Annotated in this window: 7 protein-coding genes; all 7 read right to left on the bottom strand. The window is 59.5% G+C overall.

Annotated elements, in window-relative coordinates; translation table 11 throughout:
* Positions 1 to 35 precede the first annotated feature (35 nt).
* The 7 genes from NST69_RS22825 to NST69_RS22855 all read right to left on the bottom strand — a co-directional run bounded on the left by NST69_RS22825 (position 36) and on the right by NST69_RS22855 (position 17,269).
* On the bottom strand, positions 36 to 395 hold the full coding sequence (locus NST69_RS22825; protein WP_076075810.1) for a histidine triad nucleotide-binding protein: 360 nt from the start codon (positions 393 to 395) through the stop codon (positions 36 to 38).
* 895 nt (positions 396 to 1,290) lie between these two features.
* Positions 1,291 to 4,983 carry an AAA family ATPase gene (locus tag NST69_RS22830; RefSeq protein ID WP_342547220.1) on the bottom strand — a complete coding sequence of 1,231 codons (3,693 nt, stop codon included), beginning with the start codon at positions 4,981 to 4,983 and terminating at the stop codon, positions 1,291 to 1,293.
* A gap of 1 nt (position 4,984) precedes the next feature.
* Positions 4,985 to 6,166 carry an exonuclease SbcCD subunit D gene (locus NST69_RS22835; RefSeq protein WP_342547221.1) on the bottom strand — a complete coding sequence of 394 codons (1,182 nt, stop codon included), beginning with the start codon at positions 6,164 to 6,166 and terminating at the stop codon, positions 4,985 to 4,987.
* A gap of 516 nt (positions 6,167 to 6,682) precedes the next feature.
* The gene (locus NST69_RS22840) at positions 6,683 to 10,867 is read right to left on the bottom strand and encodes a UvrD-helicase domain-containing protein (protein ID WP_342547222.1); all 4,185 of its coding nucleotides are present in this window, start codon (positions 10,865 to 10,867) and stop codon (positions 6,683 to 6,685) included.
* A complete protein-coding gene (addB, locus tag NST69_RS22845; RefSeq protein WP_342547223.1) occupies positions 10,864 to 14,424 on the bottom strand; it encodes a helicase-exonuclease AddAB subunit AddB in 3,561 nt (1,186 codons plus the stop codon). The genes NST69_RS22840 and addB overlap by 4 nt, the downstream gene beginning before the upstream one ends.
* 527 nt (positions 14,425 to 14,951) lie before the next feature.
* Positions 14,952 to 16,937 carry an alginate lyase family protein gene (locus tag NST69_RS22850; protein WP_342547224.1) on the bottom strand — a complete coding sequence of 662 codons (1,986 nt, stop codon included), beginning with the start codon at positions 16,935 to 16,937 and terminating at the stop codon, positions 14,952 to 14,954.
* On the bottom strand, positions 16,934 to 17,269 hold the full coding sequence (locus tag NST69_RS22855) for a cupin domain-containing protein (protein WP_076082538.1): 336 nt from the start codon (positions 17,267 to 17,269) through the stop codon (positions 16,934 to 16,936). Before NST69_RS22855 ends, NST69_RS22850 begins: the two co-directional genes overlap by 4 nt.
* Positions 17,270 to 17,272: the final 3 nt, after the last annotated feature.

Consider the following 17,272-nt stretch of genomic DNA (forward strand, 5'->3'; position numbering starts at 1 on the left):
TTTTTAGCCGGGCTGTACATAGTTGCATTGCTTACTTAGGCATGAGAACTGGAGTTCCCCGTAAGGGCACCAAGCTTGGCTCCACCCAGCAGATGATAATGCAGATGCGGCACTGCCATCCCGCTGTCGGGACCGCAATTATTAATCAGCCGGTAGCCGGTATCGGCAATTCCGAGCTCTGCGGCAAGCTGCTGTGCTACGGCATGAATCTCGCCAATCAGCGGCAGATCCTCAGGCGTAACCTCGTTCATAGAAGCGATGTATTTCTTCGGGATAATCAGCACATGCACAGGGGCGGCAGGCTCAATATCGTGGAACGCCAGAATCCGCTCATTCTCGAACACCTTTTTGGACGGGATTACACCTTCGATAATTTTGCTGAATACAGTTTCCATACCACGCTTCCTCCCAAAAAATTTGTAATGCAGAAGCTTGCATCCGGCACTTTCCGCAGCAGAGGCTGAGATAACAGACACGAACCTAGCTCTTATTCGTACAACGGCCACCCGCTACTCACAGGCAATGATCCGTCAATACAGCTAGAGCTCTGCGGGGCGCACACGCCTGAAGATCATCGGGCTTCCGGCCTGATCGGCTTCGCGACAAATTTCAATTTATGGAACTAATCATACAGGATGTTGAGCAATTACGAAAGGCGGAAGGCTACATTCTGGTGAAATCAGATGTTCGGCGCGGCTTATGCTGGGATTGTGAGGGAAAGTGAGCAGGCGGCGATGTATGGGGGAGCTGGGGTGGGAGCAGCAAGGAGTATGGGAGCAGGTAAACAGGCAGGGATCAGGGAATAGAGGTCAGGATATCAGGTGGGAGCGGATCAGGGGAGCAGGGGTGGAAGTGTCACGCGAACAGAGCGTTAATATCAGGGGCAGGGAGTGGAGGATCACAATAACAGGGGGTGTAGGTAGGGCAGACTGTATTATAACAGGGTGGCGGCACAATAAATTCGGTTTATCGTGTACATTTGGTCAACAAACACCTCAACAGCCATATTGTGTTCGGTTTTACGCATACATTTTGTTCGATTGCCTTAAAGGAGGGTGCTCCCTCCTTGGGGTAGGACCGTTGCTAGTTTTGAGCGTGGACCCAAAAAAAGACAAAAAAAAAGAAACACCCTTCACAGCTCATATGAGCTGCTTCGGCGGCGGACGTATGAGAAGGAGTTCATTCCCTGTCATACGTCCGCCGAGGTGTTTCAAATAATGTCGGCTTAGCTGTATTATAACAGGGGGTTGGAGGTGTATCTGTGATTCTCATCACAACCAACCCCGTCTTTCACATTTTTTCCAAAAGAATGGTTGAACCCCCGCCGCCCTGCTCTGCAGGTACCACAATCAGCTTGCGCGGCAGGCGGGCCCGAAGCTCAGGAACATGGCTGATGATTCCTACGGACAGCTGGTCATTATGCAGTCTCTCCAGTGAAGTGATAACGGTGTCGAGCAGATCCGGGTCCAGGGTGCCAAAGCCCTCATCCAGGAAAAAGAATTGCAGCGGGTATTGTCCGCGCAGCTGAATCTGGGCTGACAGGGCAAGCGCCAGCGACAGGGAGGTCAGGAAGGTCTCTCCCCCGGATAACGTGGACACAGGACGTCTAACGCCGCCGTTCCCGTCATCCCGGATGACGAAGCCCCCGCCTGAATCCACCTCCAATGCATAACGCTGCTTGCTCAGGAACCGCAGACGCTGTGACGCAGCCTGGCATACCTGCATCAGCTGCTCCTCTGCAATATACTCCACAAAGGCGTTGCCGCGCAGTACGGTCTGCAGCTTGGATAGACGCTCCTGCATCGCCGCATGTCCGGCCCGCTTGTCCTCCAGCTCTACCCAGCGGATATGGCGCTGCTGCAGATCCTCCAGATCCCGTTCTGCCCGTGCACGGGCCTGAAGCGAGGCTTCGTCCTCCTCTTTGCACCTCAGCAGCGTTTCCTGGCTCTCCTGCCATTCTTCGCTGCTGAGCACAGCTCCAGCCAGCTTCTCTTCAATACTCCGCAGCTGCAGCAGGCACTCCGCCTCTTCTTCGCGGTAGGACTTCACACGCTCGGCGGCCTGTGCCCGTTCTCCGGTCTCCAGCGATGAGGCCTCCACTTCTGCGGCCGAAGCGAACGGCGAAGACTGCAAACTCTCCTCCCACTGGGCGGCGGCGGCGGTATAATGCTCCTGCGCTGATTCTGCCGCCTGGCGGGCTACCGCAGCTTCACGGGTCTGCTCCTGCGCCTTGTCCGCTGCCCGGCGGTGTTCCTGCCGGCTGCGTTCCAGCGCAGTCTGCAGCTCCAGCAATATGCGTTCACACCCGGCCAGCAGTTCCCCGGCAGGCCGGCCGCCGGTCCCTTCGCGAAGGCGCTGCTCTTTATCGCGGGCAAGCGCCTCTTTGCCTTCAAGCTGCGCATCCCACTGCGCCAGCTCCTTGTCCAGCCCGGCCAGCTGCTCGTTCAGCGTCTGCACGGCGAGGCTTTTCTCATCCAGGAACTTGACGCTGATCTCCAGCCGGCTGCGGATCTCCTCGGCGCGTTCATCCTTGCCAAGCATCTCCTGATACGTTCTCTCCGCTTCCTCCGGGGCAAGCTCCGGGAAGAGACGGCTCCATTCCTCCCTTAGCTTGCCGGCTGAAGCAGCCAGCTCCTCTGCCTTGGCAGACAGTCCCTGCAGCCAGGTCTTCTCCGCTTCGGCACCTGCCGCTTCCTTGTGATAGACCTGTTCCAGCTCCTGCAGGGAACGCTGCCAGTCTGAGGCTGCACGGCGCAGCTCTGCGGAGCGTCCTCGGAGCGCGGCCAGCTGATCATTCAAGGCAGACAACCGTTCATCCAGCGCGGATAAGGCTTGTTCATCCGGAAGCCGCGCGGTTACCATGGAGTCGTGAGACTCCGAGGCCGGGGTGCTTAAAGAATCAGGTTCGGCGTGGAAGCCGGAACTGTCCAGAGAGTCAGATGCTGTATAAGAGCCGGAACTGCTTGGGAACTTGGAAGCCTCAAGAGACTCCGAAGTGTTTAAGGAATCTGAAGCGGCGTGGGACTCGGAATTGCTGAGAGTGACAGATCCGGCATCCGAACCGGAACTGCTTGAGAGCTTGGGTGCGGGTGCGGCGTAGGAAGTCATGCTTGCCGTCTTGTCCGCAGCCGCCTCTGCCCCGGCGGCGCCAGCGGCGGTCTGGTGCAGCGCCTCTTCGGACGCGGCTCCCGCTAGCCCAGCGAGCCACGAGCTGTCCTGCTCCAGCAGGCTGCGCAGCAGATGGCGCGTCTCCAGCGCCTGCCGGGCCTGAGCGCGGACATGGCGGAGCCTATTGTCCAGCTCCTCAGGGTCTCCCTGCTGCTGAACAAGCGCAGGGGAAGGGTGATGCTCGCTGCCGCATACCGGGCAGGGAACCCCTTCCTGGAGTTCACCGGCGAGTGCCTGCGAGAGCCGGTGAACCTCCTGCTCCTTCAGCGCAGCCTCCAGCGCGCTGATGTGCCCCTCCAGGCGGCCGGCAGCGTCTCCCGCTGCCCCTTCGGCCGTCCGGAGCTCTTCCTGGTGCAGGGCGGCGGCGGCCAGCAGCTCCCCGCGCCCGGCATCCAGCGCCTGCCGCCGGGACCCGGCGGCGGCCAGCCGCACTTCCGCCGCTGCGAGCACCGCCGCGCGGCTCTGGCACTCACGTTCTGCCGATTCCCGCTGGGCCTCGGCAGAACGCAGTCCCTGCAGTCTCTGCATGGCTTCCTGCAGAGACTGCCGCTCCTGGGAGCGGACCGCCAGCGGCTGCAGGCTCTGCTGCAGCTCGTACTGTTTCTTTTGGCCACGGGCCAAAAGCTCACGCTCCCGGGCCAGGCTCTCCCGCCCGGCGGCCAGGCCCCGGGCGGCTTCCTCGCGGCGCGCCTGCAGCGCCGCCCGCTCGCTGTGCAGTGCGCCGAGCTCGGCCTCCAGCTCGAGCGCGCGCCGGTACCGGCCCTCCTCCTCGCGGAGGGCCGGCTCGCCTGCGGACAGCGCAGCCTGGGCCGCTGCTTCCGCTTCCGCCCCGGCTGCCGCCTCCTGCACGGCGGCGGCGGCCAAGGCCTCAAGGCCCCCGGCGCGTGCCGCCCGGGCCTTCCAAGCCTCCTCCGCGCTGCGCCAAGCCTTCAGCGCGGGCAATCTACGCTCGGCTTCGTCCGCCTTGCTGAGCTTCTGCTCCAGGAGGAGGATCTGCTCCTCCTGGGCCAGCAGAGCCTGCCGCTGCGACTCGCGGCGGGCCCGTTCCTCCTGCAGCTCGCGGATGCGGGCGAAGCGCTCGGCGCGCTCCGCAGCCTTCGTGAGCCGCCCCCGGCAATCCGCCGCATGACGGATCGCCTCCTGCACACGGACGGCGGCCGCTTCCACATCTGCCTTGCCCGCGCTGCCCAGCCCCTGCTGCTCGGCCTCCAGAGCGCGCAGTGCCGCCTCGTTCTCCTTGACGCGGCGGCTCAGCTTCAGTGCCAGCCCGTCTCCGTACTGTTCCAGATGGAACAGACGCTGGAGCATCTGCCTGCGGTCCACGCCCCGCAGCGACAGGAACTCGGCGAATTTGCCCTGCGGCAGCACAACGGCACGGGTGAAGTCGTCCATCTTCAGCCCGATGTGCTCTTCGACACAGCGCGTAACGTCCGCCAGCTTGTCGGCCATCACAAGATCCCCGTCCGCCTTGACCTCGATGAACCGGCTGATCGTATTGCTGACCGACTGCTCCCCGGTGCGTTTGAACTTCCGTTCTACGCGATAGCGACGCGTCCCGGAAGAGGAGTTCAGCTCGAAGGTGAAGGCCACGCTGAGCTGGTCCTCGGAATGGTTCATAATCCCTTGGGTTCCGTTCACGGCGCGCTCCACTTTGCCGTACATCGCCAGTGTAATCGCGTCCAGCAGACTGGATTTGCCGCTGCCCGTCGGACCGAAGATCCCGAACAGCCCCGTCTCGGTCAGGCTGGCAAAATCAATCTCCTGCTCCGCCCGGTAACTCTGCAGCCCGGATAATTTCAATAGAATCGGCTTCAATTCAGTTCTCCTCCCCTTCGACAGCTTCGGTCCGCTCTTCTTCCGCCAGCTCCAGGAACAGCTCAATTAGGCTGTCATCCGGCTCCGCACCGCCGGTCTGGCGCTGATAGAACCTGCGGAACAGCTCCTGTACCGGCATGCGGGAGCGGGACATCTCTTCCAGCTCCTGCTCCATCTGCGGATAGATTGGCCGGATATGGACGATGCCTTCCCGTGACTTGCGCAGCCGCTGGATATCATTCATGGACATGGCCTCGGTCAGCCGCAGCTCCAGATCAATGAATGCTCCTTCATCCCTGCCCTCATCCAGCCAGCCATAGACCTCCTGCAATCCGCCCGCAGACCTCCAGTTCACCAGCGGCCGCCCGCAGGAGAGATAGATCTCCTCGAACACCGGCTCCCCACCGGGTGCAACATCAATCATGGCCACCGACTTGGCCTGGCCTGCCTCAGAGAAGCTGTATGCCAGCGGGGAGCCGCTATAGCGGATCATCCCCTCGCCCTTGACCCGCTGGGCGCGGTGAAGATGTCCGAGTGCCGTATACTGCGCTCCGCAAGAGAGTGCCGAAGGATCAACGGTATACGCACCGCCGACCTGGATCGGCCGTTCGGAGTCACTCTCCACGCCGCCCAGCACATAGATATGGCTCATCGCCAGATTGACGGTCTGCGGGGTGAACTCGCGCCCGAGCAGGTTCATCAGCCGCCCCACCCGGGCGCTGTAAGCCAGCCTCAGCTCAGCCTCCCCGCTATCCCCCACGAGCAGCTCGCCGAGACGGGCTTCGGAGGGGTAAGGGAGCGCAGCGATTTTGGCAACCTCGCCGGTTCTGGCAGCATGTACCGTGACCGGTTCCGAAGTCGGCATTCCGACGAGCGTAATCCCTTGTCTGCGGACAAGCGGGGACACGGAAGCTACGCGCTCCGGCTGGTCGTGATTGCCCGAAATAACCACCAGCGGACGGCCGCCTGCCGTCAGTCTGGCCGCCGCGTCATAGAACAGCTGCTCTGCCGCAGCCGGAGGATTGACTGAATCATAGACATCCCCCGCCATCAGAATCAGATCCGCCCCGGAGGAGTCGGCTATCATAACCAGCTCATCCACGAACTGCTCCTGCTCCTTCTGCCGGCTTCGGCCCTCCAGCGTCCGCCCCAGATGCCAGTCTCCCGTATGCAATATGCGCATTTCCGCCCTCTTTTCCCCGCCTGTCTGCGGCAATTATAGATTCAAAGAATGTATGCTGTTTTTCACATACATTCGGTTCATATGCCTGCACGCAAGCACAATGTATACTGTTTTTCACATACATTCGGTTCATATGCCTGCGCGCAAGCACAATGTATGCTGTTTTTCGCATATATTCGGACCATTCACCTGCGTGCAAGCACCATGTATGTTGTTTTTTAGATACACTCGGGCCATATGTCGCTGTTCCAGCCGGTTCATTCGGCTTATAGCATACATTCAGCCTTTAACCGATGAGATTAGATACACTCTTGCTCTTCCCGGCGATCCTTCAGCCACATTCAGCCAGCAAAGCCACTCTACGAATCATTCATAGAACTCTTATCCATAAATATCATTTCAGTCGACAGCCAACGCACTTCAGACCGCAAGCATGTATTAGTCTAAAATACCGCGTAGCACCCTAGATCCGCCTCATCCTCATCCGCTGCAGCTACCGCAAGCCTTCCCCGCCAATCACAATCTAACAGCATGTCCCCCATCGAAAAAGTATAGCCACACCTCGCTGACCGGCTCGCCCAGAATATCCAGCAGCGCCTTGCTGTACAACTCCAACTGGAAACGGTATTTGTCTGACAGCTGTGCAAGCCCTTCCCCGTGCGGAGGGATATGATCTGTTTTGTAATCCAGCAGAATCAGCCGTCCCTCTTCCCGGAACAGGCAGTCGATCACGCCTTGAATCAGTACCGTCTCCGCAAAATCACCACCGCCCTGCTCATCCGCAAGTCCGGCAGCCGCTTCGTCCAGATAGTCAAGCCCCCGGTAGGCTTCACCGGCTGGCATCGTGTAACTGAAGGGCTGCTCTCTGGTCTTCCAGGCAGAATGGAACAGTCTGTGTCCCAGCTCACTCCGGCAGAACTGCTCAACTTCCTCCAGCACCACCGCATCCGCCTGTTCCTTGCTAAGGATAGCAAGCCTTTCAAGACGCGCAAGCGTAGCCTCCAGCACAGACCGGTCTACCGGCTCATCCAGGGGGATATGCTGCATCACCGTGTGATAAGCCGTTCCGCGCTCGGCAGGGGTAAGTCCCCGCTGCTCCATGAATTTCGGCCGCTGGAGATGCAGGCTGTCCCTATACCCGCGTTCGTTCCGTTCGTCCGGTCCACCCGGGAGCTTCCGCTCCTCCAGCTGGTCGTAAGACGGCTGCTCCTGCATCGACAATAACCCCTTGAGTTCGGTGACAGAGGTCTTAGCAGGGATGCTTGACGCTGCCGCATACCGGTAAGTCCAGCCCAGTCTCTCCGCTATCTGCGCAGCTACCGGGGTCTCAGGTGTTGACACCGCCCTGCCCCTGCGGAGCGCCTCCAGAATTACCCCGCGTTGTTCGTTCTTGTCCTGATCGCCGTCCCCGGCAAGAAAAGCGCCAGGGCTAAGCTCCGCCGCACCAGTCACCGTAATGCTCCAGTTCGACTCATCACCATGCAGCACCGTGGATACCGGGCCCTCACTGCCTGCCAGCTTACGCAGAATAGCAGCGGCAGGGTGGCGGATCAGCGCCGGTCCCACCCAGTCCAGATAGCTGCGGCCCCGGGCCAGCAGGTGATCCGCCAGCAGCAGCTCTTCGCGGCCCTGCATCGCTGCCCAGCCCGAAACCGTGCGCGGCAGATCTCTGACCGTGCCGACCAGAATCATTTTGTCGCGCGGACGGGTCAGTCCGACATAGAGCACGCGCATCTCCTCAGCGAGCAGCTCCAGCCGCGAACGGCGGTTAATCGCCAGATAGGGCAGTGTCGGGTAGCTGACCCTGGTCTCCCGCTCCACGAAGCGCGGCCCGAAGCCAAGCTCCTTGTGCATCAGGAACGGGGAATGCAGGTCCTGACGGTTGAACATTTTGGCCATACCTGCCAGGAAAACAACAGGGAACTCCAGACCCTTGGATTTGTGGATCGTCATAATTCTGACGCCCCCGGCCTCCTCGCTGCTTCCTCCGGCAACCCCCAGATCGCCGCCGTTCTCTCTCAGCCGTGAGATGAACACCAGAAAGCGGAACAGCCCTCTGGCCGAGGTCTCGTTCTCGAATTGAACAGCCCGGTCATACAGCGCCTTCAGATTGTTCTGGCGCTGAAAGCCTCCGGGAAGCCCTCCGACCCACTCCAGATACCCGCTCTCCCGGTAGATCCTCCAGATCAGCTCGCTTAAGCTTCCTTGCCGGGCAGCATTTCTCCAGTTCTCCAGCCTATCCAGGAAGGACTTAAGCTTACGCTGCAGCGTAAGCGGAATATCCCGCAGCGCCGCCGAAGCATCGGTTCCGTCAGTTATACCTTCCTGTACACTCTCATTTCCTGACGATGGCGTAAGCTCTGACGAGGCGGCTGTCTCTCCGGCTGTGTCACCGGTACCGGCCCCCTGTCCCGCCAGCAGCGCGGCCTCCCAGAACAGATCCGGCGGATTGTCCCGCAGTGCCTCCCCTGCTTCAGAAGCCGCAACCAACGCATCGTAGAACGTCCCTCTGCTGCACAGCCGCACCTTCGCCAGCTCCTCCTCCTGGAGATTCACCACCGGTGAGCGCAGCACTCCGGCTAGAGGAATGTCCTGTCGGGGATTATCGACAATCTGCAGCAGGGAGAGGGCAATCTCCACCTCGGTAGCCTGAAAATACCCCTTGTTCTGGTCCCCGTATGCCGGAATACCTTCACCCCGCAGCTCCTCAATCATCAGCGGCGTCCATACCCGGGCCGAACGCAACAGAATGACAATGTCGCCGTATACCACGGGACGCATGATCCGCAGTCCTTTATCATAGATCAGCAGCGGCTCACCGCCGGTCATTCCCGTCATCTGTGAGATACGCCGGGCAATGGCCCGTGCTTCCAGCTGCGCCGTCTCACTCTCGGCAGCCTCCAGCTCCAGAAGGGGCAGCTCATCGCCCTCTGCCGCTTCGTCCGCCGGACCCGGGGCAGAGGCTCCCTTGTCGATCAGCAGCAGCTCCGGCGCAAAATAAATATCCGCACCTTTCTCCGCAGCTCCCGGAAAGTTCGCTCCGTACACCAGCTCTGCCCGCTCATCATAACTGATCTCCGCGACATTGCTGTCCATGATCTGCCGGAAGACCATATTCACCGCATTCACCACTTCCATCCTGCTGCGGAAATTGCGGGCCAGATCGATGACGAGACCATCTTCCCGTTCCTCCTGTCCCGGATCAGCCCCCGCCCGGCCATCTGCCTCAACGACATGCAGGGTGCTACCTGCACTGTCTCCGTAGGATGGATCATTACTGAACCTGCGGTATTTGTCCAGGAACAGGCCCGGCTCCGCCAGGCGGAACCGGTATATACTCTGCTTCATATCCCCGACCATGAAGCGGTTGCCGGGGGATTCCCGGGAGATCAGCCGGACAATCTCCTCCTGTACGCTATTGGTATCCTGATATTCATCCAGCAGCACTTCGTCGAACTGGCTGCGGTACTCCATCGCCGCATCCGACGGTAGCGAATGCCCCGGCTGCGAGTCCTTATGGCGCAGAATCTGCAGGCAGTAATGCTCCAGATCACTGAAGTCCACCAGCCCCCGGCCCGCCTTCTCCAGCCTGTAGCGCTCGCCGAACGCGATTACGGTCTCCGCCAGCTCCTGCATCAGCGGAGCCGCCGTATGTAGTTCACTCAGGAAGGATTCCGACGGACGGCCGAACAGAGATTTTTGCAGCTCGAGCAGGCTCTTCTTCACCTGATCCCGGATTGCCTTCACACTCTCCTGAAGCAGCGGATCAGTGGCATCCTTCTTGCAGGGCTTCAGCTTCCCGAAGGAGATCTCCATGAAGATATCATACAATCCGGCCCAGGGCTGTGAGTCCACCGCGTCCAGCAGGCCTTGCGCCATCTCCAGATCGGCAGCAAGATTCTCCGCGTAAGGCGCCGGACCGGCGGGTTGAAGCGCAATGTCACGCCCCTGCTCCAGCTGGCTGATCGCCCCCTTCAGCGTCAGCCTGGCTTCGGCAAGAATGCTCTGCACCCAAGGTGTATGGCTAAGAGCTTCAGCATCCGGCAGCGCAAAGTCGGCTGCGGTATCCCGCAGCCACTGCGCAGGCCAGGGATGGCTGCGCGCGAAATCATGCAGCCGCTGAATCAGCGAATGCACCGCATCATCGCTCCGTTCACCGCTGAACCAGTCTGCAAGCTGCACGAACAGGGTATCTTCCCCGTCCTCGGCAACCTCGCCGTATTTCTCCTCGAGCAACTCTTCCAGCAGCTCCTGGCGCATCATCTCCGCCTCATGCTCATTCAGGATACGGAAGCCGGGATCGATTGGAATCATCTGGTAATACCGGCGGATTACTTCAAGGCAGAAGGAATGCAGCGTGGTAATGGAGGCTCTGCCCAAGAGAGCAAGCTGGCGGCGCAGATATTCGTTCCCGCCCTCACTGTCCTCCTCCAGCTTACGCTCCAGCGCTTCCCGGATACGCTGGCGCATCTCGGAGGCGGCAGCCTTGGTGAATGTTGCCACCAGCAGCCGGTCCACACTGAAGCCCGCTTCCTCCTTGCTGATCTTGCGGATAATCCGCTCGACAAGGACTGCCGTTTTGCCGGAACCGGCTGCCGCTGCCACGAGAATATCGCTGCCGCTCTCGGCAATGGCGCGCCACTGGTCGTCACTCCACAGACTGCCTTCCGGCTTCGTTTCGGGTACAGGTCTTGTGCTCACAGCTTCTCTCCTCCTTTGCGGGACAGCAGATCCCAGATCACTTCTTTGCCCGGCTTACTTAGAATGTTATAGCTATTGCCCTCCACCGCTTCATCGAACTGGCAGACGGGACGGAAGGAGCAGAAGGTACAGGCCGTTTCCTGCTGGATACGATAAGGCTGTATCGTCACATCCCCCTCCGTAATGCTGGTCCCGATCTCCGAGATCGTGCTGCGCACCGAGGAACGCAGCTGCCCCCACTGCTCTGGGGTAGCTACAGATGCGCTGCTATAGAAGCTGCCGTCACTCTTCAGCGCTACCGGAACAATAGAGGAATACCCTTTGTCTAGTGTGGTATCCATCAGCGATACTACCTCACGGTCGGCGGTCAGCAGGCCCTTCATCTTGAAGCGCTTCATCAGCTCCTGCTCTGCCTGCTCCCGGTTCATTCCGTTGGCTGAGGTCAGGAGCGGATCATGAACGTGGAAATAGAGCGCCCCGGCAGGCAGTGCTTCCTGGCCCAGCCATTGCTCGGAATAGGTCAGCAGCACATCAAGGTAAGTCAGCATCTGTAGCGACAACCCATAGTAGACCTCATGCAGCTTGAGATCCTTCTGGCTTGATTTGTAGTCGATCACCCGCAGCAGAATCCCCTGCTCCCCTTCAGCCTTATCCACCCGGTCAATCCGGCCGACCACCTCCATAACACAGCCGTTCGGCAGTGTAATTCTCAGCGGAGGCAGCTCCTGGCCCGGGCCAAAATCCAGCTCCAGCCCGACCGGCTCAAAACTCCCGCGCCGCGAATGCTCCCCGAGGATGACCGAAGCGCGGCCGACAATATTCTTCAGCTTGCGCGAGATATAGCCGTAGCGCTTGCTGCTCATCAGAATCTCTCCCTGTAACAGCGGAGACAGCTTATCCACTGTCGCCCCTGCCTCACGGCGGCATTCCTCCGCAGTCATGCTGCCCCAGCTGCGGCCTTGCTCCTGCAGCCGCTTCGCCATTTCACTAAGGGCCGCATGGAAAAGCTGCCCGATATCCGGAGCTTGGAGCTTATAGAGCTGGCGCTCCTTCAGCCTCAGTCCGTAGGAAGCGAAATGAGAGAAGGAGCAGGCAACGAACCGCTCCATTCGTGACACGCTTCCGCGCAGCGTAGAGCCGCCATACAGGCGCAGGCTGGTCTCCTTCTTCAGCCGTATGCCTTCATTGCGGTAGAACAGCGAGCCGAGCAGCCGCTCCAGCTTCAGCTTCATGGACAGATCCGCATGGCGGTATTCCGCTGCCTGTTCATCCGCAGGCTTGTCTGCACCCTGCTCCGCCGCAAACCAGTTATAGACCTCCCACCACATGCCGGGGATCTCTGCCCCTTGACGCCACTGGCGGAGCTGAAGCAGCAGCATGCGGAGCGTCTGCTCAGGATGGCCGATGAAGTCCATATGGACAGCGTCGTCATCATTGCCGCTCTGCGGGAAGCCTGAGAGGAATTGTTCATCTAACTGCTGCGCGAACATTCCCTGCAGCTGGCGGATAACCTCCGAGGGCAGCAGCGCCTTCCCCTCATCGTCAGCTACAGCATAGCTGATCCACAGCTTTTTGCTGGCCGTCGTAAGCGCATTGTAGATCAGGAAACGTTCATCCAGCAGCTTCCGGGATGAGCCCGGCGCAAGCTCCATACCGGACTTCTCCAGCATAAGCCGTTCCCCTTCGGACAGAATGCCGTCTTCCTTGAACTGTGCCGGAACCACTCCTTCGTTGAAACCGAGCAGGAAGGCGTACTTCACCCCCGACACCCGGGTACGGTCCATCGTACCTACCAGCACCTGGTCAAGTGCGGGCGGGACGAGCCCCATTTTAAGCTCAGCCAGCCCGGTCTCCAGCACCCCGGCGAACAGGCTGAAATCTATCCGTTCCTTGCCCATCATCTCGGCAATCTGGTCCAGCAGACCCAGAACAGCGCCCCAGAGCTGGCTATGCTCCCGGGCGGCTTCCGGGCGGCCTTGCTTCAGTGACTCCGCTCCCATCCCTTCGAGCTTCCGTGCCGCTTCCGTATCCTCCAGCAGCAGATATACCGCCCGGCATAGCTCCAGACCGCTGCGGCTGGCTTTGATTCTCTGCTCAAATGCCTGCAGCGGTCCTGTAATCGCACTCCGGCAGGCTTCCATTCTGGATAGCATGGCTTCATCTACAGCCTCACTGCCCTCCAGGGAGAGGCGCGGAATCCCCTTCCAGGAGCGCCCGTCCGTCCAGCGATAGCCGTGAATGCCGCAGGCCAACACATAGTTCTCCAACTCATCCATATCGGCACGGGTAATGTTTCCGTCCAGCGGGAGCAGCAGCTCTGTCTTCACGCAGCGGAACACATCTTCATAACGCCAGCGGCGGCGGACGACATCGAGAGCGGAGCGGATGAATTCCACCAGCGGATGATGCAGCTCACTCTGCTTCTGGTCCAGGAAGAACGGAACGCCGAAGTCCTGAAATAACGGGGCAATCAGCGGCTCATAATCAGCCATATTGCGCATGAATACCGCCATTTCCCCATATTTGGCCCCCGATTCTCTGGCCAGGGCCTGCATCTCGCGCAGCACGCCCTCCACCTCGGTGCGGCGTGAAGCCCCAGCCCGGATGCTGATGGCTTCCTTCACCTGTTCAGCCGGTCCCGTCCAGGGATGCCGGCGCTGTAATCCGCGCTCCAGATGAGCGAGTACGGGAGCGTCCTTGAACCTTGGCAGGACGGGCGGAGCCAGCAGCTCATCCCATACGGTAAGTCCCATCTCCTCCGCTATTCCCCGCAGCTTAATGTAAGTAACCGCCGCCGGATGGAACAGCTCCAGCTCATGAGGGGCAACGCCCGGCGGATGGATCCGGTCCAGTGTGAGCGCAATGGTCATTGTGTCCGCGTACTGCATCAGCTCACGCAAGACAATGAATTCCTGGTTGCTGAAGCCGTGGAAGCCGTCCACCCAGATCTCGGCGCCGCGGATATAGGCAGAGTCCGCAATATGCTCAGCCAGTTCGGCCAGTCTGTCCTCTTCATCTATATAGAGCTGTGACATCTCCTGGTCCAGCTCGCTGAAGACGAGATGCAGATCATCCAGCTTCCCGGCCAGAATAGGGCTGCCCAGCGTGGCATCCCGCATTCTGCCGATCTGCTCCTCCAGGTCTCCGGCTCCAAGACAGCAGCGCTTAAGCTCTGTGTGCAGACTGCTGAGCCGCTCCACAAATCCCGGCCGGTCCGAGGAAGCCCCGAACAGCTTCAGCTCCTCCTTGCGCTTGCTGATAATCTTGTAGATCAGCATCTTCTTGCCTTCTTCACTGATAGGCAGACTTGCGCTGCCGCCGGTCTCCTGCTTCACCCGGTAGGCAAGCCGCGAGAAGCTGAGCGTCTGGGCGCGCAGACTCCCCTTCACGCCGCCCGCCGCCAGCAGTCCCCGTTCCGCTCCGAATGATCCTTGCTCGGGAACAAGTATAATGATTGGGGCCCCAAGCGGCTCTGCCTTCAGCCTGGAGGATACCCGCTCCCATATTGTAGTCGTCTTGCCGCTGCCCGAGCGGCCGATGATGAAGTTAACCGTCATTTCAGCAGACTCCTTCCGTTGAACCCTGGCACTCTATGCGACACCAGAATCTATGAAACTTCTCGTCTCAATAGTATAGCATACCTCCACCGCCCGCTCCAGAACGTACGTTTGCCATTGTTTGCAAATGCAGAAATAAAGAAGACTCTCCCTGAGCCGTGCAAGCGGCGGGCGGAAGAGTCTGAATAAATCATGTCAATTAGGTTCAAGGCTAACAGTTACTGCTGCAACTCCTCCCAAGTGAAGGGCAAGACAGGGATAGTTGTAGAATGTACACTTAAAAGCAGCGGAACAGCATACTTTTCTCGTATAGCTGTAGTCTGTGCAACTAAATCTGCCCAAAGAGGCAAGAACCGGCAATGCGTGAATATTTTATTGTACGAAATACACCTAAACAGGTAATCGATTCGACATCGGATGTTTTAGTTGTACAAAGTGCATTTAAGCCTATCGCAGCCGGAAAACGGCCAGCGGAGAAGTCTTATCTGCTAATATTCTTATCTTTAATAACTTCCAGCACAAAATGCTTATTCCTTCCGCTCCGTCCAGCCCAGGGTGTCCGGGCCGATTACAATGGTGCCGCTCGCATCTCCGTATACATAGGACAGCTCGACCCGCCGCCGCTCCGCATCCACCACGCAGGTGCTCACGTGTAGCGGACCGCTGTTGTCCGCCTTATCGCCGGGTAGACACAGGGTCAGAATTCCAGCCTTACCGGACCAAGCCGCCCGGCCCTCGATTACCGGAATCTCCGATTTGGAGCCGTAGACCTCCGATACCCAGCCCTGCTCCTTACTCACCGTGAACTGTTCATCCTTCAGGCCGCTGGTCATCCAGCTCATATTCAGCTTCACTGTAGAGCCGGGATAGACCACGGTTGCTGTAGGCTGTGCGGCTCCGGCTGCGACTTCGGGTTCTCCGGCTCCGGTCACGGCTTCTCCAGCCGCTCCGGCTCCGGAAGACAGCTCCAGCACCGCCTCCGGGTGCAGATGGAACCGCTGCTCCAGCTCATGCTCGCCATCCGCCTCCAGCCAGTCGGCAATCAGCAACAGCGGCACCTCCACGCCCAGCAGCACCCAGCGCCGGTGCATTACCGGACCGGGAAGACGGATGTATCCGTTATGCGCGGCATCAATGAAGTGGTAACGGCTGTTGCTCTCCCAGCGGAAGGTGCTGGCCTTAGCCACAGGCTCGCCCCATTGCTGGGTAGAGATATACGGCGTCTGATCCAACCCGTCTATGGTAATAGTGTTGTGTGCCCGGGTGCTTTTGAAATAACGGCGCCATTCCCCTTCCTCATAGGTGTACCTCCCGGTATCGGTGAAGAGCAATTGCCCGTTCCACATCCACTCCAGATTCAGCGCATCGGCATGACCGTGCGCTCCGCCCATCTCTGCGGCATCGAAGAACAGATACTGCTGCGGGTCCCGCATCACATAATACCCGGTCTGCACAAAAGCCACGCTGCTCACCGAAGGCGCAGACTCCGCCTGAAGCTGCACACACCGCTCATACGCCTCGGCTCCCAGCAGCCAGAGGCATTCTGCATTGCCCGTGCCGCGTCCGACCAGTGCATCATCCTTCAGAATGGCGCCCAGCAGCGTCAGCCGCTGCCGGCCGCTGCTGATCCAGTCGGAATCGCCGATCCCGGTGGACTGGTGATCCGGGCGGACCAGCGCTTCGGTGAACGCGGCCATCTTGCGGAGCTGCCCGCCGTACCAGGCGGAGAACGGGTGGCAGGATAACGCGCCCAGCAGATAAGGCGTTCCGAACATCTCAATGGCCGCATCATGATAATGGGTGGTCAGCTCAATCTGAATCCCTTCCGGCCCGACCTGATGCAAAAGGCACAGCTCCAGGCGCTCCCCGGCCAGTTGCCGCCAATACGGTGCGCGCGGATGCTCATGATGGAAGACAGCAATCATATAGAGGCCCTGCATATGCATAATCGCATGATTGATCTCCGTGCTGCCCAGGTAGCGGGTCAGATATTCAGCATGCTCCGCAAGCCCCTCCAGCAGCTCACTGCGGAAGTGTCCATCCAGCAGCGGGCTGTCCTCCATATATTTGTACGCAGAGATCCATGACTGCACCCGCAGGCCGGTCTCCAGCAGACGCCATGGACCTAGCTTCTGGAAAAAGACCGCTTCCTCATACGACGGGATCACAGGAACCGGGTTCTGCTCGCGCCAGCTGCGGAAATGCTGCATAAAGGCCGTAACGTATTCCGGCTTGCCATTCATCAGATAGGCCTTGCCCAGATCCAGCATATGCCAGTGGCGGTTGATGCCCCAGGTGAATTCGGGGTCGTTCGTAGGATTATGCAGCCAGTCTACCACCGGCTTGCCCAGCGGAATCCAGCGGCTCAGATCACCGGTATAAGGAATAATGAATTCATTGTCCACGGCATGCTCGGCAATCTGGACCGAGTTTTGCGCCTCGTTGGGGAAATGACGGACATAATAAGCGGCAGCGCTGCGCAGCTCAGATGCGTTCAGATAATAATCCTTCATTCCTGCTTCTCCAGGAAGTCCTCACGAAACGGATTGAACACATCCAGAATCACGGAATCCTCCAGCGCCTTCACACCATGCGGAATATTGTAGCCGGCATAGAAGCTGTCGCCCGCCTTCAGAATACGCGTCTCCTCCCCGACCTTGACCTCAAAGCTGCCCTTCACAATGTAGCTGATCTGCTCATGCGCATCATGGGAATGAACCTCCCCGATGCCGCCTTTGGCGAAGGTAACCTCCACCATCATCAGTGATCCGCCTCTTGCCAGCAGGGTGCGGGAACTGCTCTCATTCAGAACCGTCTTTGCGGCTTGGCTATTCTCTATAATCATTTC

The sequence above is a fragment of the Paenibacillus sp. FSL P2-0089 genome (assembly GCF_038595095.1).
GTDB classification, from domain to species: Bacteria; Bacillota; Bacilli; order Paenibacillales; family Paenibacillaceae; genus Paenibacillus_AQ; species Paenibacillus_AQ silagei.

Bases quoted from the DNA above. Each gene is read 5' to 3' on its own strand.
- NST69_RS22825 (WP_076075810.1), bottom strand. From the start codon at position 395: ATGGAAACTGTATTCAGCAAAATTATCGAAGGTGTAATCCCGTCCAAA.
- NST69_RS22850 (WP_342547224.1), bottom strand. From the start codon at position 16,937: ATGAAGGATTATTATCTGAACGCATCTGAGCTGCGCAGCGCTGCCGCT.
- NST69_RS22855 (WP_076082538.1), bottom strand. From the start codon at position 17,269: ATGATTATAGAGAATAGCCAAGCCGCAAAGACGGTTCTGAATGAGAGC.
- NST69_RS22835 (WP_342547221.1), bottom strand. From the start codon at position 6,166: ATGCGCATATTGCATACGGGAGACTGGCATCTGGGGCGGACGCTGGAG.
- addB (WP_342547223.1), bottom strand. From the start codon at position 14,424: ATGACGGTTAACTTCATCATCGGCCGCTCGGGCAGCGGCAAGACGACT.